General features: G+C 63.9%; 22 protein-coding genes and 1 pseudogene. 21 read left to right on the top strand and 2 right to left on the bottom strand.

The features are described 5' to 3' along the window. Positions 1-69: 69 nt before the first annotated feature. From thyX to dapF, 18 genes are all read left to right on the top strand, one after another. Positions 70-780: an FAD-dependent thymidylate synthase gene (gene thyX / locus E3T39_RS10075; protein ID WP_241979685.1), complete on the top strand. Its 711-nt coding sequence runs from the start codon at positions 70-72 to the stop codon at positions 778-780. Positions 781-856: 76 nt separating this feature from the next. After that, positions 857-1636 (top strand): hypothetical protein, encoded by a 780-nt coding sequence (locus tag E3T39_RS10070; RefSeq protein ID WP_134514925.1) that lies wholly within the window; start codon positions 857-859, stop codon positions 1634-1636. Further along, positions 1633-2904 (top strand): cupredoxin domain-containing protein, encoded by a 1272-nt coding sequence (locus E3T39_RS16460; protein ID WP_241979646.1) that lies wholly within the window; start codon positions 1633-1635, stop codon positions 2902-2904. The genes E3T39_RS10070 and E3T39_RS16460 overlap by 4 nt, the downstream gene beginning before the upstream one ends. Beyond that, complete coding sequence (locus E3T39_RS16455) at positions 2901-4010, top strand: multicopper oxidase domain-containing protein (RefSeq protein WP_134514923.1); 1110 nt, start codon at positions 2901-2903, stop codon at positions 4008-4010. The genes E3T39_RS16460 and E3T39_RS16455 overlap by 4 nt, the downstream gene beginning before the upstream one ends. 35 nt (positions 4011-4045) lie before the next feature. After that, positions 4046-5023, top strand: coding sequence for a 4-hydroxy-tetrahydrodipicolinate synthase (gene dapA / locus E3T39_RS10055; RefSeq protein WP_134514921.1), 978 nt, complete (start codon positions 4046-4048; stop codon positions 5021-5023). Between the two features lie 185 nt (positions 5024-5208). After that, positions 5209-6267, top strand: a complete 1059-nt coding sequence (locus E3T39_RS10050; RefSeq protein WP_174845115.1) for an efflux RND transporter periplasmic adaptor subunit — start codon at positions 5209-5211, stop codon at positions 6265-6267. Further along, positions 6264-6959 (top strand): ABC transporter ATP-binding protein, encoded by a 696-nt coding sequence (locus tag E3T39_RS10045; protein WP_134514919.1) that lies wholly within the window; start codon positions 6264-6266, stop codon positions 6957-6959. The genes E3T39_RS10050 and E3T39_RS10045 overlap by 4 nt, the downstream gene beginning before the upstream one ends. After that, positions 6956-8185 (top strand): ABC transporter permease, encoded by a 1230-nt coding sequence (locus E3T39_RS10040; RefSeq protein ID WP_134514917.1) that lies wholly within the window; start codon positions 6956-6958, stop codon positions 8183-8185. Before E3T39_RS10045 ends, E3T39_RS10040 begins: the two co-directional genes overlap by 4 nt. Positions 8186-8281: 96 nt before the next feature. Beyond that, on the top strand, positions 8282-11197 hold the full coding sequence (locus E3T39_RS10035) for an FtsK/SpoIIIE family DNA translocase (protein ID WP_134514915.1): 2916 nt from the start codon (positions 8282-8284) through the stop codon (positions 11195-11197). 3 nt (positions 11198-11200) lie between these two features. After that, positions 11201-11794 carry a CDP-diacylglycerol--glycerol-3-phosphate 3-phosphatidyltransferase gene (gene pgsA, locus E3T39_RS10030; RefSeq protein WP_134514914.1) on the top strand — a complete coding sequence of 198 codons (594 nt, stop codon included), beginning with the start codon at positions 11201-11203 and terminating at the stop codon, positions 11792-11794. Next, complete coding sequence (locus E3T39_RS10025; RefSeq protein ID WP_134514912.1) at positions 11781-12308, top strand: CinA family protein; 528 nt, start codon at positions 11781-11783, stop codon at positions 12306-12308. The genes pgsA and E3T39_RS10025 overlap by 14 nt, the downstream gene beginning before the upstream one ends. A gap of 158 nt (positions 12309-12466) precedes the next feature. After that, on the top strand, positions 12467-12775 hold the full coding sequence (locus E3T39_RS10020) for a helix-turn-helix domain-containing protein (protein WP_134514911.1): 309 nt from the start codon (positions 12467-12469) through the stop codon (positions 12773-12775). 92 nt (positions 12776-12867) lie between these two features. Then, positions 12868-13113: a DUF3046 domain-containing protein gene (locus E3T39_RS10015; protein WP_134514909.1), complete on the top strand. Its 246-nt coding sequence runs from the start codon at positions 12868-12870 to the stop codon at positions 13111-13113. A 322-nt stretch (positions 13114-13435) separates the two neighbouring features. Beyond that, on the top strand, positions 13436-14581 hold the full coding sequence (recA, locus tag E3T39_RS10010) for a recombinase RecA (protein WP_134514907.1): 1146 nt from the start codon (positions 13436-13438) through the stop codon (positions 14579-14581). Positions 14582-14641: 60 nt separating this feature from the next. After that, positions 14642-15376, top strand: coding sequence for a regulatory protein RecX (locus tag E3T39_RS10005; protein ID WP_134514905.1), 735 nt, complete (start codon positions 14642-14644; stop codon positions 15374-15376). 61 nt (positions 15377-15437) lie between these two features. Next, positions 15438-17042: a tRNA (N6-isopentenyl adenosine(37)-C2)-methylthiotransferase MiaB gene (miaB, locus tag E3T39_RS10000; RefSeq protein WP_134514903.1), complete on the top strand. Its 1605-nt coding sequence runs from the start codon at positions 15438-15440 to the stop codon at positions 17040-17042. A gap of 4 nt (positions 17043-17046) precedes the next feature. Continuing rightward, on the top strand, positions 17047-18012 hold the full coding sequence (miaA, locus tag E3T39_RS09995; protein WP_134514901.1) for a tRNA (adenosine(37)-N6)-dimethylallyltransferase MiaA: 966 nt from the start codon (positions 17047-17049) through the stop codon (positions 18010-18012). Between the two features lie 43 nt (positions 18013-18055). Then, positions 18056-18937, top strand: coding sequence for a diaminopimelate epimerase (dapF, locus tag E3T39_RS09990; protein ID WP_134514899.1), 882 nt, complete (start codon positions 18056-18058; stop codon positions 18935-18937). Here dapF and E3T39_RS09985 read toward each other — a convergent pair. Continuing rightward, a complete protein-coding gene (locus tag E3T39_RS09985) occupies positions 18934-19542 on the bottom strand; it encodes a class I SAM-dependent methyltransferase (protein ID WP_134514897.1) in 609 nt (202 codons plus the stop codon). The two genes, dapF and E3T39_RS09985, sit on opposite strands and share 4 nt — an antisense overlap. A gap of 39 nt (positions 19543-19581) precedes the next feature. Here E3T39_RS09985 and hflX point away from each other — a divergent pair, with 39 nt between their 5' ends. Next, on the top strand, positions 19582-21159 hold the full coding sequence (gene hflX / locus E3T39_RS09980; protein ID WP_134514895.1) for a GTPase HflX: 1578 nt from the start codon (positions 19582-19584) through the stop codon (positions 21157-21159). Positions 21160-21226: 67 nt separating this feature from the next. On the opposite strand, the pseudogene E3T39_RS09975 reads toward hflX, so the two are convergent. Then, positions 21227-21419, bottom strand: a pseudogene (locus E3T39_RS09975) (IS982 family transposase); the annotation flags it as partial. A gap of 268 nt (positions 21420-21687) precedes the next feature. On the opposite strand from E3T39_RS09975, the gene E3T39_RS09970 reads away from it, so the two are divergent. Then, positions 21688-24018: a glycosyltransferase family 2 protein gene (locus E3T39_RS09970; protein ID WP_134514893.1), complete on the top strand. Its 2331-nt coding sequence runs from the start codon at positions 21688-21690 to the stop codon at positions 24016-24018. Next, positions 24015-25601 (top strand): chitinase, encoded by a 1587-nt coding sequence (locus tag E3T39_RS09965; protein WP_134514891.1) that lies wholly within the window; start codon positions 24015-24017, stop codon positions 25599-25601. Before E3T39_RS09970 ends, E3T39_RS09965 begins: the two co-directional genes overlap by 4 nt. The last annotated feature ends 286 nt before the right edge of the window (positions 25602-25887 follow it).

Raw genomic sequence — 25887 nt, 5'->3', positions numbered from 1 at the left:
GCGCGCGGGCGCGCCGCCCGACAGACCGGCTAGCCTGTGTCAGTGTCTGAAATTGAGTTTCGATCTGAAATGACCGTGGAGTTGGTGCGCGCGAGCGCCCACGACTCCGATGTGCTGTTTGCTGCCAGGGTGTCGACCCTGGGGGAGCAGACCCTGGAACAGAGTCAGCTCGACGGTTCAGAGAGCGAGGTCGACGAGAAGCGCGACCGAGGGCTGATCAACTACCTCATGCGCGACCGGCACGGCTCGCCGTTCGAACACAACTCAATGACGTTCTACGTGCGCGCGCCCATTTTCGTGTTCCGCGAGTTCATGCGGCACCGCATCGCCAGCTACAACGAAGAGTCGGGCCGCTACCGGGAGCTGGGCCCGGTATTTTATGTGCCGTCCGCCGAACGCAACCTGGTGCAGGTCGGCAAGCCGGGAGCCTACGACTTTCTGCCCGGCACGGCCGAGCAGATCGCGCTGGTGCAACAGCAGACCCGCGCCGCCGCGATCCACGCCTACGAGGCCTACCAGCGGATGCTCGAAGCCGGCGTCGCGCGCGAAGTCGCCCGGATCGTGCTGCCGCTGAACATCTACTCCTCGATGTACGTCACGCTCAACGCGCGCTCACTGATGAACTTTCTTAGCCTGCGTACCAAGCGCGAGGGCTCGTCATTTCCGTCGTTCCCCCAGCGCGAGATCGAAATGTGCGCCGAGCAGATGGAAATCCACTTTAAAAAGCTCATGCCCCTCACGTACGAAGCCTTCAACAAAAACGGCCGGGTTTCGCCGTAACTGCGCGAGTCCCCAAGGTTTTCCCAAGGTCGCCTGACCAGTCTGAACGCACGGTTCAGGCAGGCAGGGGCAACGAATGTTCGAACAAGGAGTGGACGCGGCAGCCAACGGCGCCGCACCCGACCGAGCTGGGCCGGTATTTTCGCGCAGGCAGTTCATTGTGGTCGTCGGTGGCAGCGCCGCTGTCATCACGGCGGCCGGCTACGGCTTGTCGGCTGCCGAACGCGCGCCGGGTCTGCTCGAGCCCGCGCTCCCGTGGACGGTTCGAGTCGTCCGAGCCGGGCGCGGTCCGCGCCTAAGCACGGACGGACTGTCCTCATTGCGTTCAGTCGCTGGACCGGAGGCGTTTGCCACCCTGTCTGCGGTGGAACTCCTGGGTGCCCCGGCAGCGCCGTCCTTGGCCGCTGGACCGGCGGCAATTTCGGACGGTGTTCCGATAGCAGTGCTGGGCGAGTCCACCCTCGGTGGCCAGTCAGATGGCGGCCATTCCGACGGCCACTCCGGCAGTGGGCCTAGCGACGGGGGCGTCTCCCCGGCGTCGCCGTTTCCACAGCCGGCAAATCTCACCTGGGGCGGCGTTGTGGTTCTCGAAGTCGAGGTGCTCAACGGCACGGCGCTGCCGATGCTGTTTTCGCCCGGCCAGTTGCGGCTGCGACTCGTGAACGGCCCGACCATCACACCCAACGACGCCAGTCGCGATCCGGGACCGATCCGAGCAGGAGAAGTCGAAAGGCTGTGGGTCAGTTATCTGGCGCCCTCGGATGCAACCGAATTTTTCGTTGAGTTCACGGATGCGCCGCACGACGCACAGCACACCCTGACGGTGCCTCAATTCCCGGCTGCGGCGCAATCATGACAACCCTGAATGTTTATATAAATGAGGGTTTCCTGCCGATGGTGGACGGGGCCCTGGTCTATCACCGCGGCTTCGGGAACCGTGCGACCTCGGTGAAAGACCCGGCTCCGAGTCTCACCCTCAGCCCGCAGGTTTTCACCGCCGCAGGGCGCCTGGTTCCGAGTCGCAGCTATCCGCTGGGAGCGCCCCTGCCGCCGCTCGGGCGACCGACGCCCGCCTTCACGGATCCCGCGAACCCGGGGCATTATCTGGTTCGCCGCAAGTACTGGGCGAGCTATTTCCCAGAACGCACCCTGATCGCCGAGGCCGGTAGCGTCGTGAGCGTGCGTGTGCACAACAATCTCGCACAGGAACACGAGCTCATGTTCGTCGGCGCCGGTTCCGGCGGCAAGCACCGAAGTACCGGCAAGATCCGGCCCGGCCGGTCGGTGCTGCTCGAATTCCCGGCACCACCTCCCGGCAGCTACGTCTTCTGTGACCCGGGGAAACGTCCGGATGACCCGGCCGCGGATCCGGTCGAGCGCACGCTGGGTCTGGCTGGTGCCTTGCTGGTGACGAACACGACGAACAAATGGCAATCGGCTCCATCGGGTCCGGAATTCGAGCGGCAATGGCTGTGGATACTCCACGACGTCGACCCGGCGTGGGCACGGATCGCGTCGCGGGGCGACACCGTCGACCCGAAAGTAACCCCGGCGTATCCGCGCTACTTCACCTTAAACGGGCGTAGCGGGTATCAATCCCTCGGAATCTCTACCGACCTGTCGGCCAACCACATCAGGGAGGAGGAGACGCTGATGAGCGGATCCGCCCGCCAGGTCGACGTGCGCGATTTCAGCCAGGGTGTCACGGCCGGTGCCGGACGCACCGGGCAACTCATGCGCGCCGTTAATACCGGCATCGCCATTCATCAGCTCCACTTTCACGGCAATCACGTCTGGACCGTCGCCATCAACGGAAAGGTGCTCCCGCGTTCCGGCGGCACGGTGGATGCAAACGGCAATGTGTTCCTGCAGCACTGGGAGGACACGGTGGAGATGCACCCCCTGGAGCGCAAAGATTGCGTCCTGCCGGTCCGGCGTCCGCCGGATGTCATCGATCCCGTGTGGAACGCGCGAAGCACCCCCTGGCACTATCCGATGCACTGCCATGCCGAGACCTCCCAGGTAGCGGCGGGCGGCATGTATCCGGGCGGTCTCGTCGCGGGCTGGACCATCGCGGCCCCGGTGGCGGTTCCCCCGCCCGCTGCTCAGAAAGAGGCGCCATGAGCGAGGAAGCACACCACCTGTACCGGAGTCAGGTGGAATTTAGCTCGGATCAGATTCACGAGGGGAGCCCCGCAACCGAATTTCTGCAAAAGCCAGACCGGGCCGTCGAGCTCGACTTCTTCAACGACAAAATGACCTTCGACGACGGCGCCGAGCACGAAATCTGGGCTTTCGAAACGAAGGATTCTGGGCGAGTGCTGCCGTCGCCGCTACTACGGATGACCGAGGGAGAGATATTCCACGCCACGATCCACCCCAGCAAGCGCGTGCACACCGTGCACTGGCATGGCATCGAACCGGATCCGCGAAACGACGGCGTCGGGCACACCTCCTTTGAAGTATCCGGGGAATACACCTATCAGTGGCAACCGGAGCGTGGCCGCCCGGGAGATCCCAATTTCGGTTCGGCCGGCACCTACTTCTACCACTGCCACGTCAACACCCCATTGCACGTGCAAATGGGCATGTTCGGTGGCCTGATCGTCGACCCGATCGTGCACCCCGATTATCCGGTCGAGCCGGGAATCACCCGCCGCGCATTCGTGGACGGCCCGGAATACGACCTGGCTTCCGAGACGGTACTGGCCGCCTACGCGGTGGACACGCGTTGGCACCAGATGAACCACGCGGCCGGGTTGTCCGGCGAGGACGTCGGCCTTGACCGGTACGAGCCACGCCACTTCTACCTGCTCGGCGGCGAATTGGCCCGTGGCCCAAAAAGGGAGGGACCGTGGCAACTGAAGGCCATCCGAGCCAACGCCGGGGGAGGTTCCCGCAAACCGACGCTGCTTCGGCTGATCAACGCGAACAACTTCCCGGTGCACATGAGCTTCACCACCGCCGCGGGAAAGCCGGTGGCGATGGCGGAGCTGATCGCCCACGACGGACGACCTTACAGAGACACCTCCAGCTTGGGCGCTTCACCGCCGACTGGCGCTGTCGGTAATCCGCTCATGACGAGTATGATCGACTTCGGCGCGGCCGAACGCTTCGACGTGTTGCTTCGCCCACCAACGCCCGGACAATACCGACTCACCGTCGATCTCTACCACTGGATCACGGGCGCGGTCCTGGCCACCAAGGTCATCCCGGTGACGGTGACCTGAGCGGGCGACCCTAAGGTGCAGGTAGCCTGTACCTCGTGTCTACCTCTACGAATCCCTTTGGCCAGGTGCTGGTCGCACTGGTCACTCCGTTTACCTTTGATGGCGAAGTGGACTGGGCCGGGGTGGAGAAGCACATCGACGACGTCATCAACGCCGGCGCCGACGGCATCGTCGTCACCGGTACGACCGGTGAGACGAGCACGCTGACCGACCCGGAGAAAATCCGCCTGGTCGAGGTGGGCAAGTCGGTAGCGAACGGCCGCGCCAAGATCATCACCGGCGGTGGCTCCAACGAGACCGCGCACGCTATGCAGCTCGCTCGGCAGAGCGAGAAGGCCGGCGCGGATGGCAACATGATCGTCACCCCGTATTACAACAAGCCGACCCAGGCCGGCATCCTCACCCACTTCCGCATGATCGCCGATGCCACTGATCTCCCCGTCATTCTCTATGACATCCCGGGACGCACCGGAGTCGCGATCGCCTACGAGACCATCCTGCGCGCGGCCAAGCACCCCAATATCCTCGCCATCAAAGACGCCAAGGGTGATTTCGCCCAGGTCAGCCGGGTACTCAACCAGACCGACCTCATGTACTTCTCCGGCGACGACCCCAACGTGCTGGCCCATCTGTCGATCGGTGCCACCGGCCTCATCGGCGTCACCGGAAACATCACGGCCACCCCGTATCGGCACATGGTCGACGCCGTCAATCGGGGCGACTTGAAGGTGGCCACAGCAGCTCACCAGCAGTTGGAACCGCTTGTGCGTGCCGTGATGACCCACGTTCCCGGAACCGTCGCGGTCAAGTACATCCTGCACGGCCTCGGCCGCATTGGCAGCCCGCGGGTGCGTTTGCCGCTGGTTGGCCCCGAAGACTCTGAAGCCGCTCAGATCGAGGACGAACTGTCGCTGGTCAGGGACATCCCTGGCGTGGACTTTTCCAATTTCCGCCCGGACCGCAACGCGGCCGCCGGTGGAGCGCTGCCCAAGGTCGCTGGCACCACCCGCTAACGCTCGCGTGCCGGACGGCTTGTGGTCGCGGCACCCCTTGGCGTTCGTGGCACTCGTTTGTACGGGTGCCACGAGCTGCAACGGGTGCCGCGAAGCGTCTGGTGGACGGCGACACGCAGGCCCACGTAACGCTAGGCTCAGCCCATCGAGCTTGACCACGTCGGGTCGGCTGTGTGGGGAGTGTCGTGAACATTGCACGCAAATGGGTCTTTCCGATCCTTCGACTCATCGTCATCGCCGCCATCGCTGTTGCCCTGGTGAAGCTCGCGTTCTATCCCGACGCTGCGGTCGAGCGCAACCCGGCCGAACCGACCGGGGTCATCGTCGAACCCCAGGTTCCGGTGGGACTGGGCACCATCAGCAACGACGTGACCCTGCCCGGCACGGTCAGCGCCGATCCGGCAGTCGCCGTTAAAGCCACCGCCATCGGCACTGTCGATGAGATTTTCATAGCGGTCGGCCAGACCGTGAACAAAGACGACAAGATCTACGACATCCGAGTCGAGACGATCAAGGACCCAGTCGAAACAGCGGATGCCGATGGTAACGTCACCGTCACCCAGCCCAAACCGGTCATCACCTTCTCCAAGGTGCTGGCCCCGATCACCGGCGTCCTGAGTTCACTCAGCGTCATCCACGGCCAGAGCGTGGCCGTGGGGGATGCGACCGGCCAGGTGGCGCCACCAAGCTTCTCGGTGAGCGGAGCGCTCAGCCCCGAGCAGCAGTATCGGCTGCTGAGCAAGCCGACTGAAGCATCCGTTTCGATCACTAACGGTCCGGCGCCGTTCACCTGCACTGGGCTGACTATCAGCACGCCTCTGGCTGGGGAATCAGCCGGCGGTGACAGCGGGGCCGCAGGCCAGGCCGGCACGAGTGGCACCACCGTCACCTGCGCGGTTCCGGCCGAGGTGACTGTCTTCTCCGGTCTGGCGGCTCAGATCACCATCGCCGCGGGCCTGGCCGAAAACGTGCTCGTCGTTCCGACCACCGCAGTCAAGGGCTCCGCCCAGACCGGCGTCGTCTGGTTCGTACTGCCAGACGGTGGCACCGAAGAGCGCCCGGTGACGCTCGGCATGACCGACGGCACCAACGTGCAGGTCATCGACGGACTCGTGGAGGGCGACCTGATCAACCAGTTCGTACCGGGTGCTGTTTCCGTCGGTGGCGCGGACTGCCAGCTGCAACCCGACGGTAGTGAAGTCTGCTTTGGGCCGAGCATCTCCAGCAGCGGGATCTCCCATTGACCCTCTTACACCTTGAGGGTGTCACTCGCACCGTGCAACTCATCGATGCGCCGCCGCTCACGATTCTCTCCGGCGTCGACCTCGAGGTGAATGTGGGCGACCGCGTGTCAATCGTGGGCCGTTCCGGTTCGGGTAAAACCACTCTGCTCAACCTGCTCGGGCTGCTCGACAACCCCACGAGCGGAACCATGCTGTTCGAAGACCGCCCGGTGCAGTCGTTATCGTCCGGCGCGCGGGACCGGCTGCGCGGCCGGGAAGTCGGCTTCATTTTTCAACAGTTCAACCTACTGCAGGGTCGCACCGCCCTCGAAAACGTGATGACGCCGCTGCTCTACGCGGAGGGCCGCCAGTTCTGGAAGCGGGCCAGAATCGCCACCGAGATGCTCGAACGGGTCGGGCTCGGCGATCGACTCGGCTCTTTGCCCGACCGATTGAGCGGCGGTGAACAGCAGCGAGTGGCGATCGCTCGTGCGCTTGTGCGCGGCCCCCGGCTGATTCTCGCCGACGAACCCACCGGCGCACTCGACTTGGAAACGGGCGAAACGGTGATGGACCTCATCGACCAGGTCGCGACCGAATCCGGCGCGGCCCTGGTGACCATCACGCACGACCCAGCCATCGCCGCCCGCGCCACCCGGCACCTGCGGCTCGACCACGGTGTGCTCCAGAGCACCAGCACGGTGCCAGCATGAAGCGCGTCGTGAGCAACCTCGTGGGCGCGGTCATCGAGGCGTGGCAGGAAGTGCGCATCCACAAGACGCGCGTCATGCTGTCGCTGATCGGTGTGGCCGTGGCCGTCTGCGCCATTACGACCGTGGTCGGACTCGGCGGGGTGGCCCAACAAGCCACCATCGAACAAAGCGAACGATCGGGAGGGCGTGCAGCGAGCCTCTACCTGTCGGCCTCGATGAACGACGGCTCGACCCCGACCGGTATGCCCGAAATCTGGCGTACGGCGTTGGAGCGGTACCAGATCGATTATGCCAGCCGGGTCGTCAACACCAGCCAGACCGTGCAATTTGCGGACGGTGCAGTACCGGTGCAGACCATCGGCGTCGACCCGCCATACGGGACCATGCACCGCATCACCCTCGAGGAGGGCACCTGGTTCACTGACGGCGACCAGACCCGGCTGGCCCCGGCCGTGCTCATCAACTCCATCTTCTGGGACCGCCTCGGTCGCCCTGACCTGCGCACACACCCGACGACGACTCTGGTCGGCGAGCGCACCACGACGGCCGTCGTGACCGGTGTCTACCCGTCACTCTCCTGGGAGACCGAACCGGCGATGTACATGCTCGCCGACGCCCTCACCGCCATCAGCCCGGTCGTGACGGACCCGAACCTGCAGCAATTCGGACCACCATCGTACGAACTGTGGGTGCCGGTTGATGTGTCCGAGCAGCTCGTGACCGCGCTGCAACGCGACGTGCAGGGTGCGCTCGGCAGCGATGCCTTCGTTCAGGTGAACCGGCAGGACTACGCGGCGTACCAAAACGGTGACCCCTACCTGTCCCTCAAGCTCACGGTCGGTGCCATCGCCGGACTTGTGCTGTTGCTCGGAGCGCTCGGCCTGGTGAACATCGCCCTGGTCACGCTCAAACAGCGCATCCGCGAGATCGGCATTCGGCGCAGCTTCGGCGCGACCGCCGGCAGGGTGTTCTTCGCCGTCATGATGGAAAGCGTCGTCGCGACCGTCGTTGCGGGAATTGTCGGAGTAATCGCCGCCGTTCTCATTGTGAAAAATCCGATTGTTGAGAATTTCATCAGCCAGGGCCAGGTCGCCGACTTTCCGCCGTTCCCGGTCGAAGCGGCCATCCTCGGCCTGGTCTGCGCGACGGTGGTCGGTGCCCTCGCCGGATTGATTCCGGCACTGGTCGCGGTGCGGGTGAAGGTGATCGACGCCATCCGCTATTGAAACAAGCGGATGCCGCCCCCGGCTTTTGCCTACCAGCCACGCAGGCCGTGGGCGTGGGGTCAGGGCAATGTCGCCGGTGCTTGGTAGCGTTATTTCATGGCTACGAGCACTAAGTCGACCGGGCGTGCCCGCACGCCGGCAGCGAAGGGCGCTCCGGCGCGCAAACCGGCAACCCGCAACAGCGGTACCGCCGCCCAGAAGACCGTCAAATTCACTGCCGTCGACGTGAAACCGAGCCTCGGTGCCCGCGCCTGGATGGGCCTGGCCCACCTCACCGGCGGTGCTGCCCGTGCCCTCGGCCCCGAGAAACTTTCCAAAGATGAACGCCGCGACGGCCTACCGTTCTTTCTCGTGCTGCTCGCCATCTCGGGAGCCGTCGTTGAATGGTTCCTCATTAACAACGTCGTGGCGCAGCAGCTTGACGCGTACACCTTCGGCGGATTGTTCGGCCGGGTCGCCTTTGCCCTGCCGGTCATCCTGCTGTTGTTCTCCGTCTGGCTTTTTCGCAAACCCAGTTCCGTGCACGATAACGGGCGCATCGGCATCGGGCTCAGCCTGCTGCTCGTGACCATTTCGGGCCTCTGCCACATCTTCGGTGTTCAGCCGCAGCCGCAAGAAGGTATGCCTGCCCTCGCACTGGCCGGCGGTGTCATCGGGTGGATGATCGCTGCCCCGCTGATCATGCTGACCACCTCGATCGGCGCCACGATCGTCGTCATTCTGCTGTTGTTGCTGAGCCTGTTCATCATCACCAAGACCCCGCCGAACCGGGTTGGTCAGCGCTCCCGCGAGCTCTACGAGTGGCTGTTCGGAGCGCAGGTCACCGACGAAGACGAACGAACGACCGAGAAGACGGGCAAGGGCGTCAAGCCGGGCAAGACCGCTCAGGTTGAGCTCGACGGCGTCGACGTTGATTCAGGCGACGAGTCCGAGGGCGCGCTGCCATGGTGGCGCCGCAATAACAGCAAGCGCGAGGAAGACCCCGACTTCGGCAGCGCGTTGTCGACCGAATCCAAACCTGGCCCGGCCCCGGCCGACCCGCTCAGCGTGCTTCTCGGCGGTAACCAGTCGCGCGGCGGTTTTGACAGCGCCATCGAATCCGGGGTCACCGACCACACTGTTCCGCCCGAACGCGACCATTACGGCACCGAGGTGCTCGAAGACCTGCGCAAGGCTGAGCTCGCCGTCAAACGGTTCACCGGCGAGGTCGACCTCGGCACAGGGCCGTCCACCGGCCTGCACTCCGACGATCCGGCCGGGCACACCGAGGTTCTTCCCGGCTTCGACGATGTCTTCCCCGAGTTGAGTCAGGCAGTGGATGCCTCCGGCGCGGCCCTCCCGCCGCTCGCAGGCTCCGATTCCGAGTTGGCCGGCCCGCACGCGGCCATTCCCTATCTCGTGCCCGCGGCATCCACTCTCACCGCCGGCCCGCCGGCCAAGGCCCGCTCGGCCGCCAACGATGACGTAGTCAAGTCGATCACCGAGGTGCTGCGCCAGTTCCAGGTCGATGCCAAGGTCACCGGATTCTCCCGCGGCCCCACGGTCACCCAGTACGAGATCGAACTCGGCCCGGGCGTCAAGGTCGAGCGGGTTACGGCGCTGAGCAAGAATCTCTCCTACGCGGTCGCCTCGAACGAAGTTCGTATCCTCTCGCCCATTCCCGGCAAAAGCGCCATTGGCATCGAGATTCCCAACACCGACCGTGAGATCGTTACCCTCGGCGACGTACTGCGCTCGAGCACCGCCACTAACGCTACCCACCCGATGACCATCGGCGTCGGTAAGGACGTTGGCGGCGGTTTCGTTATCGCCAACCTCGCGAAGATGCCTCACCTGCTCGTGGCCGGTTCGACCGGTTCCGGTAAGTCGAGCTTCGTTAACTCCATGATCACGAGTCTGCTCATGCGTGCCAAGCCCAGCGACGTGCGCATGGTGCTCATCGACCCGAAACGGGTCGAGCTCGCTGCCTACGCCGGCGTTCCGCACCTCATCACGCCCATCATCACGAATCCCAAGAAAGCGGCCGAGGCGCTGCAATGGGTCGTGAAAGAGATGGACATGCGTTACGACGACCTCGCGAGCTTCGGCTTTCGCCACATCGACGACTTCAACAAGGCTGTCGTCAACGGCGAGCTGGTGCTGCCGGTCGGCAGCGAACGCAAGCTTAAGCCGTACCCGTACCTGCTGGTCGTCGTCGATGAGTTGGCCGACCTCATGATGGTCGCACCTCGCGACGTTGAAGACTCCATCGTGCGTATCACCCAGCTGGCCCGCGCCTCAGGAATTCACCTCGTATTGGCCACCCAGAGGCCCAGCGTCGACGTGGTCACCGGGCTGATCAAGGCCAACGTGCCGTCACGCCTGGCTTTCGCCGTCACGAGCGTCACCGACTCCCGGGTCATCCTCGACCAGCCCGGCGCCGACAAACTTATCGGCCAGGGCGACGCGCTGTTCCTGCCGATGGGCGCCTCCAAAGCCGTTCGGGTGCAGGGCGCCTGGGTCACCGAAGACGAGATCGAAAAGGTCGTCAAGCACGTCACCATGCAGGCCAGGCCGGACTATCGGCCCGACGTGTCCATGGTCGCCCCGCGCAAAGAAATTGACTCTGATATCGGCGACGACCTCGAGGTGCTCCTCGCCGCGGCCGAACTCGTCGTTTCGACCCAGTTCGGGTCGACCTCGATGCTGCAGCGTAAGCTGCGGGTCGGTTTCGCCAAGGCCGGCCGCCTGATGGACCTGCTCGAATCCCGCGAAATCGTGGGCCCATCCGAAGGCTCTAAGGCGCGTGACGTGCTGGTGAATGCTGAACAGTTGCCGAGCGTGCTGGCCCGTCTGCGCGGCTCCGACGACGAGCAGCACGCTCTCAAGGCACAGTCCGGGGATTCCCGCGCCGAGTCAGCGCCCGACCCGCGCTATGCCGACGACCCGGTTGAGAAAATGTCACAGGGGTATTCTGAGGTAGATGGCGCCGAGGACGACGAGGATGCCTGGAAACTAACCGGCAGGGACTGAACCATGGCAACACCGCACGAATCCGTCTCTCGCCCCAGCAACTGGAACGTGCCCAACCTGATCACGGTCGTGCGCATTCTGCTCGCTCCGGTCTTCATCTGGATGCTGCTGGCCGATAACGGTGCCCACGATGCGCTGCGCTGGGCCGCCGCCGTGCTGTTCATCATCGCGATCGCCACCGATGGTATCGACGGCATGATCGCCCGGCGACACAATCTGGTGACTGACCTCGGCAAGATCCTGGACCCGATCGCCGACAAGATTCTCACCGGCGGTGCGTTGGTCTGCCTGTCTATCCTCGGTGAGCTGCCGTGGTGGGTGACCATCGTCATCCTGGTCCGCGAAATTGGCATCACCGTGTTTCGCTTCGTGATGCTGCGCGACCGGGTCATTCCGGCCAGCCGCGGCGGCAAGCTCAAGACCATCGCCCAGTCCGTGTCGATCTCGCTCGCCCTACTGCCGTTCTGGCTGGTCTTCGGCGAGTGGGTGCACTGGCTCAACACGGCGACCATGACCATCGCCCTCGTACTCACCGTGGTCTCCGGCCTCGACTACCTCATCTCGGCTTGGCGACTGCGAAAGCATGACGTTGCCTGACCCGGCGCAAACGACGGCAGCGGATGCGACGGCCGAGCTGATTGCGGAACTCACCGCCCGTCATTTCACTATCGCCGTCGCCGAATCACTCACCGGTGGGCTGCTCGTGGCCGAACTCGTGCGTATCCCCGGCGCATCCAAAGTGGTTCGTGGGGGAGTGGTCGCTTACGACACCGCAGTGAAGCGCGACCTGCTCCAGGTCGACAGCAGCGTGCTCAACGTTCACGGCCCGGTGCACGCCGACGTCGCAAAGCAGATGGCGGCTGGCGTGCGCACGCTGCTTGCGGTAAATGACGTGCGCGCCGATATCGGCGTGTCGACAACGGGTGTAGCCGGGCCGGGTCCGGACGGCGGACACCCCGCCGGAACGGTGTTCATCGGCCTGTCAAAAGGCAACGGTTCCTGGGTCGTGCCGCTGCTTCTGGACGGCGATCGGGCCGAGATTCGTGCCGAAACCGTACGCCAGGCGATTGATGCTGTGCGTGCGCTGATAGCGGAGGGTGACGCGGAATAGTTCCTGTTACGGGCTGGTTACATCGAAGACATTCACAAGCAAAGCCCAGTGATTCTCGGTAGTGTCAAAGTGTCGGATGGATGCAGTATCCTAAGCATCCACCACCGCAATCCGATGGTTATAGGCCTTAAATTACTAGGCATAAGAAGGAGGTTCCGATGATTCTTGTTCGTCAGGAAATCGGCGATGTGCTCAGGGACTTCCGCCTGCAAAAGGGGCGTACCCTGCGTCAGGTCGCAAGCAAAGCCAGCGTCGCGCTCGGCTACCTCAGCGAGGTAGAACGAGGACAGAAAGAGGCCTCTTCGGAGATTCTCGCCTCTGTCGCAGATGCACTGGAAACCCCGATCTCGGTCATCATGCGCGAAGTTGGTGACCGCCTCGCCGTTATCGAGGGTATTGATCAGTTCCCCGACACGGTACCGGACGAGTTTGTCAATACGTTCGATGCCGATTTCATGTTGCGTTAGTCACCAACCGGCGCCACTTCAGGATTTACAATAAAAACCACCGCCGACGATGTCAGTCGGCGGTGGTTTTGTTCGGGAACAACTGTCAGGCAATGGCAGATTCAAGGAGTGTTGTGCGACTGAGCGAATTCCGCACCGCGATGAAAGAGGAGTTCGGTGACGCCTATGGGCGTGTCCTCACCCACGATCTCGTGCTCACCCCGCTCGGCGGTCGAACCGCCGATCAGGCCCTCACGGCCGGTGTTCCCGCCCGCGACGTTTGGCTGGCACTGTGCGCCGAGGTCGACGTGCCCCGCAGTCGCTGGTACGGCGCCGGCGTCCCAGCTCCCCGCCCGTAGCGCGGGCGAACCCTTCTCCGGTTAGGGCGATATTTCGACACGCCGCAACGGATTTGCGGCAATGCTCGAATGTCTGTTCGGTCTTGATAGACTCCTCCACAGCAGACAACTCGACAGATTGTGCACCGTTCGATCGTGCCCCCGGCCAGTGTCGGAGGTGCGGCGTACAGTCGAATTCGTCAGAGAACGTCAGCAACTGCCTTGTCGAAACACGCATCGGAGTTCTCCCGGTGGGTGCGCCGACAGCCTATAGGCGCCACTATGCACACCCGCAACGCCGTTCAGAACCGGCGACAGTGCAGAACCCAAGGAGATCACCACCATGGCATCACAAGCGAACCGCGAGAAAGCCCTCGAAACCGCTCTCGCGCAAATCGACCGTCAATTCGGCAAGGGATCGGTCATGCGTCTCGGCAGCGACGATCGTGCCCCCGTTGAGACCATTTCCACAGGGTCGATCGCCCTGGACGTCGCACTCGGCGTTGGCGGACTGCCGCGCGGACGCATCGTGGAAATCTACGGTCCGGAGTCTTCGGGCAAGACCACCCTCACCCTGCACGCCATCGCGAACGCGCAGAAGAACGGTGGCATCGCCGCTTTCATCGACGCCGAGCACGCCCTCGACCCGGAATATGCCAAGAAGCTCGGCGTCGATATCGATGCCCTTCTCGTGTCCCAGCCCGACACCGGTGAGCAGGCCCTCGAAATTGCCGACATGCTCGTGCGAAGCGGTTCCATCGACCTGATCGTCGTCGACTCCGTTGCAGCCCTCGTGCCGCGCGCCGAGATTGAGGGCGAGATGGGTGACTCCCACGTGGGTCTGCAGGCTCGCCTCATGTCGCAGGCTCTCCGCAAGCTCACCGGTGGCCTCAGCCAGACCAACACGACCATGATCTTCATCAACCAGCTGCGCGAGAAGATCGGTGTGTTCTTCGGCAGCCCCGAGACTACCTCTGGCGGTAAAGCACTCAAGTTCTACGCCTCGGTGCGCCTCGACATTCGGCGCATTGAAACACTGAAAGACGGCACCGACGCCATCGGCAACCGCACCAGGGTCAAGGTCGTCAAGAACAAGATGGCACCGCCCTTCAAACAGGCCGAGTTCGACATCATCTACGGCATCGGCATCTCCCGCGAGGGCAGTCTGATCGACTTCGGTGTTGACCAGGGCATCGTCAAGAAGTCCGGGGCCTGGTACACCTACGACGGCGACCAACTCGGCCAGGGCAAAGAGAACTCGCGCAACTTTCTGCTCAAGAACCCCGACATGGCCAACGAGATCGAGCGCAAGATTCTGATCAAGCTCGGCATCGGCCCCGAAGGCATCGCGGCCAAGGCGGCCGAGAAGGCCGCTGCCGCCATCGCGCTGGAGGCCGAAACCAAGGCCAAGGCCGAAGCGGATGCCGCGGCTCTGCTCGCCGGTGGCCCGGTCGCGACCAAGGCCCCGGCCGCTCGAAAGACCGCTTAACCGGCAACGCAGCTACAGCAAGGCATCACACTCAACGAGCACCGAAGGCAGGTCACGGGCATGGTCCACTTTGAACCCCAGGATGATGCAGCAGAACGCACAGACGCCGGATTGGCTCCCGTGACCTACCTGCACGGTGCGGCACCGGGCATGAAGCGTCGCTCCCCGCTCGAGGCCGGTCCGGCCGAGGTCGACAGGTTTTCAGCGGCAGCTGCCAGTAAGGCTGAGGCCGACGCTTTGCCTGCCAGCATCACGGCCGATATCGCGCTAGACGACGACGCTTCCGCCTCGGCCGATGCACTTGACCAGCGCGAACGAGCCGAAAAAGTGCTGCTGCACCGACTGCGGGGCCGCTCGCTGTCGACGGTCGAGGCACTGCTGGTGCTGAATGCCACAGGTGTCGACTCGGGCGACGCGAGTGAGATCATCGCGAAGTTCATCGAGCTGAACTACCTCGATGAGGCCAAACTCGCCGATCAGATCATCCACAGCCATAACGTGCGCAAGGGACTGGGACGCAACGGCGTCGAGGCCGAAATGCGTCGACGCAAGCTTGACCCGAGCGTCATGATGGACAAGCTCGAAGAACTTCCCGATGACGAAGCAGAGCGCGCCATCGACCTGGCCACCAAGCGGATCGGACAGATGGAACGCTTCGATGACCAGACTATCGATCGCCGACTCACCGGCTTCCTCATGCGTAAGGGCTACAGCTCCTCAGCGGTACGTCTCGCAGTCAAGGCCGCCATGGACAGCCGCGGCGGCGGTGCCGCCTCCCGCGTCCGGTTCCGTTGACGCCTTGGCAAATGCGGTGCACGGCTCACACACCGAATTGCTCGCGTAAACTGTACGCACTATGAGTATCGTCGCCCCCGAACTAGCCCGCCGTACCGTGATCACCCCCTCGGCAGCCGCGATCGACGACTCGGGGCGGGCCCGCACCTACGAGGTGCGCACCTTCGGCTGCCAGATGAACGTGCATGACTCCGAGCGACTCAGCGGCTCGCTCGAAGCGGCCGGCTACGTCTCCGCCAACGGTAGCGAAGCTGACATTGTCGTGATCAACACGTGTGCCGTGCGTGAGAACGCCGACAACAAGCTCTACGGCAACCTTGGTTACCTCGCCTCGGTCAAGCGCAAGCACGCCGGGATGCAGATCGCCGTTGGCGGCTGCCTGGCCCAAAAAGACAAGACCACCATCCTCGAGAAGGCACCGTGGGTCGACGTTGTCTTTGGCACCCACAACATGGGTTCGCTCCCCAGCCTGCTCGAACGTGCGCGCCACAACGGCGAAGCCCAGCTCGAAATTCTCGAATCCCTCGAGACCTTTCCCTCGACCCTGCCGGCGAAACGCGACTCCAGCTACAGCGGTTGGGTGTCCATATCGGTGGGCTGCAACAACACCTGCACATTCTGCATCGTTCCCGCCCTGCGTGGCAAGGAAAAGGACCGTCGTCCGGGTGAGATTCTCGCCGAGATCCAGTCGCTCGTCGACGACGGCGCCATTGAGGTCACCTTGCTAGGGCAGAACGTGAACTCCTACGGGGTTGAGTTCGGCGACCGTCTCGCTTTTGGCAAGCTGCTGCGCGCGGCGGGTAAAATCGAGGGGCTTGAGCGCATCCGCTTCACCAGCCCGCACCCCGCCGCCTTCACGGACGACGTCATCGACGCCATGGCTGAAACGCCCTCCGTCATGCCGCAACTGCACATGCCGCTGCAGTCCGGATCCGATCGCATCCTCAAATCGATGCGGCGCTCCTATCGCGGAGCGAAATTCCTCGGCATCCTCGACCGGGTGCGCGCTCAGATGCCGAACGCCGCTATCAGCACTGACATCATCGTCGGCTTCCCCGGCGAAACCGAAGAAGACTTTCAGGAGACCCTGCGGGTCGTCGAGCTGGCTCGGTTCGCAACGGCGTTCACTTTTCAGTACTCGATTCGTCCGGGAACCCCGGCTGCGACCATGCCCGACCAGGTCCCCAAGGCCATCGTGCAAGACCGCTACGAGCGACTCGCGGCTGTGCAGGAGCGCATTTCCCTCGAAGAGAACCAAACGATGATCGGCCGCGAGGTGGAACTGCTCGTCGCCAACGTCGGACGGAAAGACAGTGATACCCATCGTCTGAGCGGGCGCGCCCCCGATAGCCGCCTCGTGCACTTTGATGTGCCGGCCGGCTCGGCCCGCCCTCGCCCCGGCGACATGGTCACCGTCGTCGTCACCCAGGCAGCGCCGTTCCACCTCATCGCCGACTCGACCGATGGGGCGCCGCTGCGCATCCGCTCGACTCGCGCTGGTGACGCGTGGGACCGCCTGGAAGCTGACTCCTGCGCAGTGCCCACCCATGGTGGTGGGGCCGGCGGCGGTGGACCGGTTTCTCTGGGCCTGCCAACCATCGGTCTGCGGCTCGAGAGCGGCTCCACCACGATTCCCATCTACAACGTGAACGACGACGAGCGCTAGGAGCTTGTCGTCTGCACCAGCGGTACTGATCGCAATCATCGGCTCGACCGGTACCGGCAAGTCTGAGTTGTCCCTCGACCTCGCCGAACGACTGATTGGACGCGGCCAGCCGGCCGAAATCGTCAACGCCGATGCCATGCAGCTCTACCGCAACATGGACATCGGCACGGCCAAATTGTCGCAGTCCGAGCGTCGCGGCATTCCGCACCACCTGCTCGACGTACTCGACGTGACGGATGAGGCCACCGTCAGCAACTACCAAACGGATGCCCGCACGGCCATCGTCGAGATCGTCGCGCGCGGGGCAGTACCGATCCTGGTCGGCGGCTCTGGCCTCTACGTCTCTGCGGTCGTCTTTGACTTTCAGTTTCCCGGTACCGATCCAGTGTTGCGGGCCCGGCTCGAAGCCGAACTATTGGCGCGCGGACCCGGTCTGATGTATACCCGCCTGCAGGCCGTCGACCCACAGGCCGCCCTGCGGATCGGCCCGAGCAACGGTCGCCGTCTGGTGCGCGCTTTAGAGATCGTCGAACTGACCGGCGCCCCGCACTTGGCCGCCTTGCCCGAGAAGCCGGTGTACTGGCAGCCCAGCGTGCTGCTCGGACTGCGAACCCCACGCGAGCAGCTCACCCCTCGGCTCGATGCACGGGTAGAGCGGATGTGGACGGCCGGCATCGTCGACGAAGCCCGCGGCTTGCTCTCAGCCGGTATTGAGAGTGGGGTCACGGCGAGCCGTGCGATTGGCTACGCTCAGGCCCTCGGCCAGGTGCACGGCACACTCAGCCAAGTCGAGGCGATCGAAGCTACCCAACAGTTGACCCGCCGCTATGCACGGCGGCAGGTGAGCTGGTTCAAACGCTACGTGCACACCCACTGGATGGAGTCCGATGCGTGCGACCGGGTCGACGACGCCCTCGCGCAGGTCGACCGGGGCAGCGCGCGCGGCGCGCTCTCAGCACCGACAGCTTGAGCCGGTTCGGGCTAGCACCCAGTGACCGCCCTAAACTAGCAGCATGGGTATCACTTTGAACTTCACCAAGGGCCAGGGCACGGGCAACGATTTCGTGCTGTTCGCTGATCCCGACGGCACGTCGGAGCTTACCCCGGCGCAGATTCGCGCCGTGTGCGACCGCAAATTCGGCGTTGGCGCCGACGGCGTCATCCGCGCGGTGCGCAGTAAGAATCTGCCAGACGGCGCTGCAGCCCTCGCCGAGGACGACGCTGCTGAGTGGTTCATGGATTACTGGAACGCCGATGGGACCGTCTCGGAAATGTGCGGCAACGGCATCCGGGTCTATGCCAAGTTCCTCATTGAGAACGATCTCGCCGAGCTGCTACCCGGCGACACCCTCACGATCGGCACTCGCGGCGGTGTGCGCGACGTGCAGCGCAACGCATCCGGTTTTCAGGTCGATCTCGGACGGTGGAAGCTTGACGGTACCGAACCGCTCGTGCGCACCAAGAACCTGCCTGTAGCGCGTCCGGGCCTGGGCATCAATGTCGGCAACCCACACACGGTTGTCGCCCTCGCCGACGACGACGAACTCGACGCGGCCGATCTCACCTTTATTCCGCAACTGGAGCCCGAACCTGCTGGCGGGGTCAACATCGAATTCGTGGTGCCGAACGAACCGTTGGTCGTTAACGGCGTCGGGCGGTTTCGCATGCGCGTACATGAACGCGGCAGCGGGGAGACGCTGTCCTGCGGCACCGGTGCGGTCGCGGCCGCGCTGGCTACGCGGCACTGGGCCGGTAAATTGGCACCGCACCAGTGGCGGGTCGAGGTGCCCGGTGGGGTACTTGGGGTGCGGATGTTTCCGGCGGAAGACGGGGAACATGTGTCACTGTCCGGGCCAGCGGAGCTTGTCTTCGATGGGGTCTTGAACCTGGGTTAGTCGCGGTGCACCTGGAGCACTCGGAAGCCCTTGCTGATGGCCTCCCGGGTGGTTTCGAAGTGGGGCGGGAGTTCGGCTGCGAGCCAGCGCTGGAGCGAGTCCGAGCCGAGGTTGCGCTGGATGACGAGCCAGGCATCCGCTTTCGGTTCGAGACGAGGTAGCCAGGTCTGCATGAGCCCGTGCAGCTCGTCCTTGCCGACGCGAATGGGCGGGTTCGACCAGATCGTGCTAAATGATACGTCTGTTGGTACGTCGGCGGCGAGCACGGCCTTGATGTTCGTCAGGCCGAGGGCGGCCGCGTTGGTGCGAACGAGATCGAGAGCACGTTCGTTGACGTCGACGGCCCAGATGGTTGCCTCGGGGGAGGCGAGCGCCAGGTGCAGCGCGATGGGCCCCCAGCCGCAGCCGAGATCGAGAAAATGACCGGTCAGTGGTGGCTCGGGGGCGTACTTGAGTAGGACCTCGGTGCCGGTGTCAATGTGGGCCGGGCTGAACACCGAATTGGCCGTCGTCAGGAGCCGATCCTGCCCGTGTAATTGCACGGTGATCTGGCGTGTTTTCAGTACGGTTCCGGGCGCCGGAGAAAAATAGTGGTCGGACGACATAAGGGAACCTTTCAAGTTCGTTCAACTAAGGTTAATGGGATGAATGATCCAACGGCGCCCTCCGGCAACGACACGGTAGATAACTCAGGCGCAGAATCCCTCGATACAGACGATGTTGTGGCGCGAGTGTTGGCCAGCGCTGACAGCAAAGCCGCCGGGTACTCCCTGTTCCGGAGCGGGTCGGCCCAGGCCCTCCAAACCCAGTCCTCCGGCGAGTACGACGGCAGCGACCACGACGGTGACCAGTCCGAACGTGCCGACCGCAACGCCCTGCGCCGAGTCGGTGGCCTGTCCACCGAACTTGAAGACGTCACCGAGGTCGAATACCGCCAGCTTCGCCTGGAAAACGTTGTGCTGGTGGGCGTTTACACTCACGGCACCGTCGATGACGCGGAAAACTCCATGCGCGAACTCGCCGCCCTCGCAGAAACCGCCGGGGCGACCGTGCTCGACGGGTTACTGCAGCGTCGCGCCACCCCCGATCCGAGCACCTACCTCGGTAAGGGCAAGGCTCAGGAAGTCGCCGACATCGTGAAAGCGCTCGGCGCCGACACGGTCATCGCCGACACCGAACTTGCGCCGAGCCAACGGCGTGCCCTCGAAGACGTGGTCAAGGTCAAGGTCATCGACCGTACAGCCGTGATCCTCGACATTTTCAGCCAACATGCCAAGAGTCGCGAGGGCAAGGCGCAGGTTGAGCTCGCGCAGATGGCCTACATGCTGCCTCGCCTGCGTGGTTGGGGTGACTCGATGTCCCGCCAGGCCGGCGGTCAGGTCGGTGGCGCCGGTGCCGGAATGGGGTCGCGTGGCCCCGGTGAGACCAAGATTGAACTCGACCGTCGCCGCATCCACACCCGCATGTCCAAACTGCGCAAGCAAATGGTCGAGATGAAACCGGCCAGGGAGGCCAAGCGCGCCAACCGCAAGCGCAACGCCGTTCCCTCGGTCGCCATCGTCGGCTACACCAATGCCGGCAAGTCCAGTCTGCTCAACCGGATCACCAAGGCCGGAGTACTCGTTGAGAACTCCCTGTTCGCGACCCTCGACGCCACAGTGCGCAAGTCGACGACCGCCGACGGACGCCTGTATACCCTCACCGACACGGTCGGCTTTGTGCGCAACCTGCCGCACCAACTCGTCGAAGCCTTTCGCTCAACCCTCGAAGAGGTCGCCGACGCGGACGTCATCGTGCACGTCGTTGACGGCTCGCACCCCGACCCGGTTGCCCAGCTCTCCACGGTGCGCGACGTCATCTCCGAGGTTGGTGCCCGCGACATTCCCGAATTGGTTGTCTTCAATAAGAGCGACCTGATCAGCGACGATGACCGGCTTGTACTGCGCGGCCTTGAGCCCCAGGCGACGTTTGTGTCTGCTCGCACCGGTGAGGGCATCGAGACCGTACTCACCGCCGTGGCGCTCCTACTTCCAACGCCGCAGATCGAACTTGACCTTCTCATTCCCTACGACCGCGGGGACCTCATCGCAGTTTTGCACGATCTGGGCCGGATTGAGGTCACCGAGTACATAGAGGATGGCACTCACGTGACGGCGTTCGTCACCCCCGAGATCGAGCCGCAGTTCGCGCCGTTCGTGATTTTACCCGCAGTCTCCTCCTAGATGAGTGAGTCCGACTGGTCGTCGGCGGTGAGGGATCGTTTGTTGGGGGTTGCGAGGAATCAGTTCTGACGGGCATTCCGTCGAGTAGGCAGATCCGGTAGGGGCGGAATCCGCAGAAGGAGCGGGAGTGGGACGCGCAGTAGCCGGCCCGCGTGCCCGGCCAGGTCGGAGCGTTTCACGGTATCCCGAGATTTACCGCACGGCACCGGGTTGGAATCGATCAGTTAGGTGATCTCGCCCCAGGACGGGGTATCCCGGGCGCGACCGTATCGCCGCGCCCTGTTCGGTCGGGCATCACACGCACTGCATCCGAGAGCGTCACGCGACCGCGTCTCTGGTTTTGGGACCGACAGCACGTGCACGCGGTCACACGCGCTATCGCCACGCCGCTTTGAAATGACCCCTTCCGGGGGACTTCTGTGGCAGACACCAAATGGGCTACGGTCAAAATGTTGGGGATATCTCATATATTCCGACGTGAGTGAACCCGAAAACCCGAAGAAAACCGGGCCTACCCGAGGATGACCGATGTCAACGAAGACCGTAGCTTCGCCTGCTCGAAAACGCCAATTAGGTGCTGAACGCACCACTCAACCACTGCCCACGGTTCACGAACGACCGAGTGACTCGAAGATCGCCTGGGGTCGTCTGGCCATCATCGCCACGGTGATGTCGTGGCTGGGCTATCTGATCTACACGGTCATGCGCGAGTTCCTCAACAACGGAACCGAGAGCTTCCGCTTCACAACCGAGGCGATCTCCTACCTCATCGTCGTGACTTTTCTGACCTTCTCTGCGCTGATGTACCTCGTGGCCAGGCAGGGGGCGTTGCAGCGATTCCGTGACCACGTGCGCGTTCCGAGGGCCGAACTCGACAGCCATTTCGCAAGGCGGCACGGGCCCATGACGGTCCTGGTGCCGTCCTACAGCGAGGAGCCCAGGGTCGTTCGGGCCACTCTGTGGTCCGCGGCTTTGCAGGAGTATCCGGCGTTGCGTGTCGTCCTGCTGCTCGACGACCCGCCATATCCCACCGATCCGGCGACTGCGGTGCGGCTGGCCGAATCGCGGGCGATCGCCCAGGGCATTGCCGAGGCGCTGGCCGAACCCCGCGCGCGTTTCAACGATGAGTTCCCCGTCCGTGAACTCGAGCTGGCCGAGAACGGGGCGGTGAGTGAGAACGCCGTTCGCGAGCTGGCGGACGATTACCGATGGGCGTCGGCCTGGTTGAGCCGGATGGCGGACGAGGAAGAGGTGTCCGACCATGTCGATACCTTCTTCGTCGGGCAGGTTCTCGGTGGCCTGGCTGGCGAGCTCGCCGTGACGGCGGATGCGCTCACGGCCGCCGCCGACGAACACGCGGCACCGATTCCCCAGCGAATGCTCGAGCTAAAGCGCCGCCTCGTCTGGATTTTCTCGGCGGAGTTGGACACGTTCGAGCGCAAGCTCTACGCGTCGCTGCCGCATGACGCCAACAAGGCCATGAACCTCAACGCCTACATCGGGCTGATGGGCGGGCGGTTCCGCCGCGAGGATGGTCCGGACGGCGCCATCCTGCGTCTGGTCGCGGCCACGGAAGATGCCGACGTCGTCGTTCCGGACGCTGATTACCTGCTGACCCTGGACGCGGACTCGCTGCTCTTGCGCGACTACTGCCTGCGCCTCGTTTATTTCCTTGAACAGCCCGACAACGCCCGCGTCGCCGTCACCCAGACTCCGTATTCGTCTTTTCGGGGGGCGCCGACCCGGATTGAGCGCCTCGCCGGGGCGACCACCGACATCCAGCACATCCTGCACCAGGGGATGTCATACTACGGGGCGACGTTTTGGGTTGGTGCGAACGCAGTCATCCGAAAGCTTGCCCTGGAAGACATCGTAGAGGTCGAAACCGTTGGCGGCTTCGAGGTCCGACGCTACGTCCAGGACCGCACCGTCATCGAGGACACGGAGTCCAGTATCGACCTCGGCACGCACGGCTGGACGTTGATGAACTATCCGGAGCGGCTCAGCTACAGCGCCACCCCGCCGGATTTTGGTTCCCTCATCGTGCAGCGCCGCCGCTGGGCGAACGGCGGGCTGCTCATCCTGCCCAAGCTCTGGCGGCAACTGCGCGAGCGGAAGCGCAACGGCCACCCCGTGAGCCTGATGGAGCTGTTCCTGCGGGTCAACTACATGGCCTCCATTACCTGGGCGAGTTTCGGCCTCGTGTTCCTGCTGGTCTACCCCTACGACAGCCGACTACTCAGCCCCGTCGTCGTCCTGGCCGCGCTGCCGTATTTTCTCGCTATGGGCAGTGACCTGCGGTACTGCGGTTACCGGTCCAGCGACATTTTTCGGATCTACGGCTTCAACCTGGTTCTGTTGCCGGTCAACGTGGCCGGCGTGTTCAAGTCTCTCGAGCAGGCGGTCACGGGCAAGAAAATTCCGTTTGCGCGCACGCCCAAGGTACGGAACCGTACAGCCGCGCCGCTGATGTTCGTGGTCGCACCGTACTTGATCGTGGCATTCTCCGCGTTGACCCTGTGGCGTGACGTACTGGCTCAGAACTGGGGCAACGCTGCATTCGCGGCCTTTAACGCCCTGCTGGCCACCACGGCCATCCTTGCGAATATCGGCATCTGGAGTTCCATCGTCGACGTGTGGCTCGGGCTCACGAAATGGCTCTACGTGGAGAGGAAGCAGCCTCGCGCCCGATCCGCGCCGGCCGTGGTTCAGCCGGTTCCTGTGCTCGACTGGCGTGCGGTCATCTACCACGGGCATGCGAGCGGGGATGTCCCGCTCCGTGTGCCGCCGTCATCCGTCGCCCTGGTGCGGCCAGTCGGTGAGTCCGCGCTTCGAACCGCGAACGGTGTCGTCGCATGATCGCCCCGGGTTCTGCCGCAGCTGCGTCACACCTCGAACTTCGTCACCGGCTCTCCGCCGTGCGTGTGCTGTTGTCGATGCTGCTCGTCGCTGCCCTGACCGGGGGAGGCCTCCTGGGGTGGCAGTGGTGGAGTGCCGCGCAGGCGGCTGAGGCTTACGATCCGTGGATCGCCGGTTATGTGGATGTCACGGCCACGCCGAGCTTCGCCTTCGAGGCACCCGCCTCGAAGGCCGGTCGGGACGTCGTGTTGTCCTTCATCGTCGCCGGAAAGGACGATCCTTGCGAACCGAGCTGGGGAACGGCGTACACGCTGGCCGAGGCGTCAGAGGCCCTTGACCTGGACCGACGGCTGGCCCGCCTCGAACAGTTGGGTGGCCAGATTGTCGTCTCGTTCGGTGGCCTGCTCAACGATGAACTCGCCACCGGCTGCACCGACGCCGGGGCATTGCGTGACGCCTACGCCAAGGTGGTCGACCGCTACAAGGTGACGACCATCGATCTCGACCTCGAAGGTGAGGGCCTCACGGATTCCGCCGCCGGCCAGCGACGCGCCGAGGCAATCCGCAGCCTGCAGACCCAGCGTCGCGAAGCGGGCACGGAGCTGGCCGTCTGGCTGACTCTTCCGGTGTCGCCCGCCGGGCTGACCGAAGATGGCACCAACGCGGTCAGCCGCATGCTCTCGGCCGGGGTCGACCTGGCTGGGGTCAACCTGATGACGATGGACTACGGCAGTAGCCGCGCCGAAGGCCAGAGCATGGCGGAAGCATCAATCCAGGCGCTCACCTCCGCGCACCGCCAGCTCGGCACGCTCTACTCGCGGGCCGGTACCGAACTGTCCGCAGCGACGGTCTGGTCGAAGATCGGCGCTACCCCAATGATCGGTCAAAACGATGTCACTGACGAGGTTTTCAGCCTGAACGACGCACGGAAGCTGAACGCGTTTGCGCGGGAGATGAAGATCGGGCGGATGTCGCTTTGGTCACTGAATCGCGATGCCCCGTGCGGTTCCAACTACGTCGATCTCAAACGAGTTTCCGACGCCTGCAGCGGAATCGATCAGGGCGATCTGAGGTTTGCCGAGCTGCTTGGCGACGGATTCACCGGGCGGCCAGAGACGTCGGCAACCGCCGTGACGACGTCCGAGCCGCAGAAGGAGAACGTACTCGACGACCCGGCAACCAGCCCGTACGTGATCTGGTCAGAGGAGGGTTCTTTCCTCGAGGGCACCAAGGTCGTGTGGCACCAAAACGTGTACCAGGCAAAGTGGTGGACTCGTGGCGATCTGCCCGACAACCCCGTGCTCAATGAGTGGGAGACGCCGTGGACGCTCATCGGCCCGGTGTTGCCGGGAGAGAGGCCGTTCGAGCAGTCGACCCTGCCTGCGGGAACCTATCCGGATTGGGCCGGACTGGCCACGTACGAGAAGAGCAACCGCGTGCTCTTCGATGGCGTGCCATACGAGTCAAAGTGGTGGAACCAGGGGGAGAGCCCTGCGGCGGCGGCATCGAATCCTGACGGGTCACCGTGGATTCCGCTCACCGAAGACGAGGTTGTTGCTGTGCGGGACGGGCTGGTCGAATAGTGCTTGACTGACGCGCGGCCGGCGTGGCTACCGCCCCTCGCGCACTAATGGTTGTCGCGACGCAGCTCAACGATACCCCGAGCACTCGTACCCGCGGCCATGAAAATAAGCCTGAGCAGCGCGTCTGGCAGGGTTCGATGGCGGTGCCTAGATGTCCGACAGTAATAACAGTGACCGCGGGGTGACATGAATTGTCATATTCGCCAACGTCAGCGTCGGTGTTGTTAGTGTCTAATCAATCGTTGCCGACGGAATTCATTCCCCGGCATGGAGCGACAGCCGAGCC

Source organism: Cryobacterium suzukii (assembly GCF_004403185.1).
GTDB classification, from domain to species: domain Bacteria; phylum Actinomycetota; class Actinomycetes; order Actinomycetales; family Microbacteriaceae; genus Cryobacterium; species Cryobacterium suzukii.
Note: the sequence above shows the minus strand (reverse complement) of the source record. Positions and strands in the feature narration are given on the sequence as shown.

Coding starts and splice junctions, on each gene's coding strand:
- thyX (WP_241979685.1), top strand. CDS start 70: ATGACCGTGGAGTTGGTGCGCGCGAGCGCCCACGACTCCGATGTGCTG.
- E3T39_RS10070 (WP_134514925.1), top strand. CDS start 857: ATGTTCGAACAAGGAGTGGACGCGGCAGCCAACGGCGCCGCACCCGAC.
- E3T39_RS16460 (WP_241979646.1), top strand. CDS start 1,633: ATGACAACCCTGAATGTTTATATAAATGAGGGTTTCCTGCCGATGGTG.
- E3T39_RS16455 (WP_134514923.1), top strand. CDS start 2,901: ATGAGCGAGGAAGCACACCACCTGTACCGGAGTCAGGTGGAATTTAGC.
- E3T39_RS10040 (WP_134514917.1), top strand. CDS start 6,956: ATGAAGCGCGTCGTGAGCAACCTCGTGGGCGCGGTCATCGAGGCGTGG.
- E3T39_RS10035 (WP_134514915.1), top strand. CDS start 8,282: ATGGCTACGAGCACTAAGTCGACCGGGCGTGCCCGCACGCCGGCAGCG.
- pgsA (WP_134514914.1), top strand. CDS start 11,201: ATGGCAACACCGCACGAATCCGTCTCTCGCCCCAGCAACTGGAACGTG.
- E3T39_RS10025 (WP_134514912.1), top strand. CDS start 11,781: ATGACGTTGCCTGACCCGGCGCAAACGACGGCAGCGGATGCGACGGCC.
- E3T39_RS10020 (WP_134514911.1), top strand. CDS start 12,467: ATGATTCTTGTTCGTCAGGAAATCGGCGATGTGCTCAGGGACTTCCGC.
- E3T39_RS10015 (WP_134514909.1), top strand. CDS start 12,868: ATGGCAGATTCAAGGAGTGTTGTGCGACTGAGCGAATTCCGCACCGCG.
- recA (WP_134514907.1), top strand. CDS start 13,436: ATGGCATCACAAGCGAACCGCGAGAAAGCCCTCGAAACCGCTCTCGCG.
- E3T39_RS10005 (WP_134514905.1), top strand. CDS start 14,642: ATGGTCCACTTTGAACCCCAGGATGATGCAGCAGAACGCACAGACGCC.
- miaB (WP_134514903.1), top strand. CDS start 15,438: ATGAGTATCGTCGCCCCCGAACTAGCCCGCCGTACCGTGATCACCCCC.
- dapF (WP_134514899.1), top strand. CDS start 18,056: ATGGGTATCACTTTGAACTTCACCAAGGGCCAGGGCACGGGCAACGAT.
- E3T39_RS09985 (WP_134514897.1), bottom strand. CDS start 19,542: ATGTCGTCCGACCACTATTTTTCTCCGGCGCCCGGAACCGTACTGAAA.
- hflX (WP_134514895.1), top strand. CDS start 19,582: ATGAATGATCCAACGGCGCCCTCCGGCAACGACACGGTAGATAACTCA.
- E3T39_RS09970 (WP_134514893.1), top strand. CDS start 21,688: ATGTCAACGAAGACCGTAGCTTCGCCTGCTCGAAAACGCCAATTAGGT.
- E3T39_RS09965 (WP_134514891.1), top strand. CDS start 24,015: ATGATCGCCCCGGGTTCTGCCGCAGCTGCGTCACACCTCGAACTTCGT.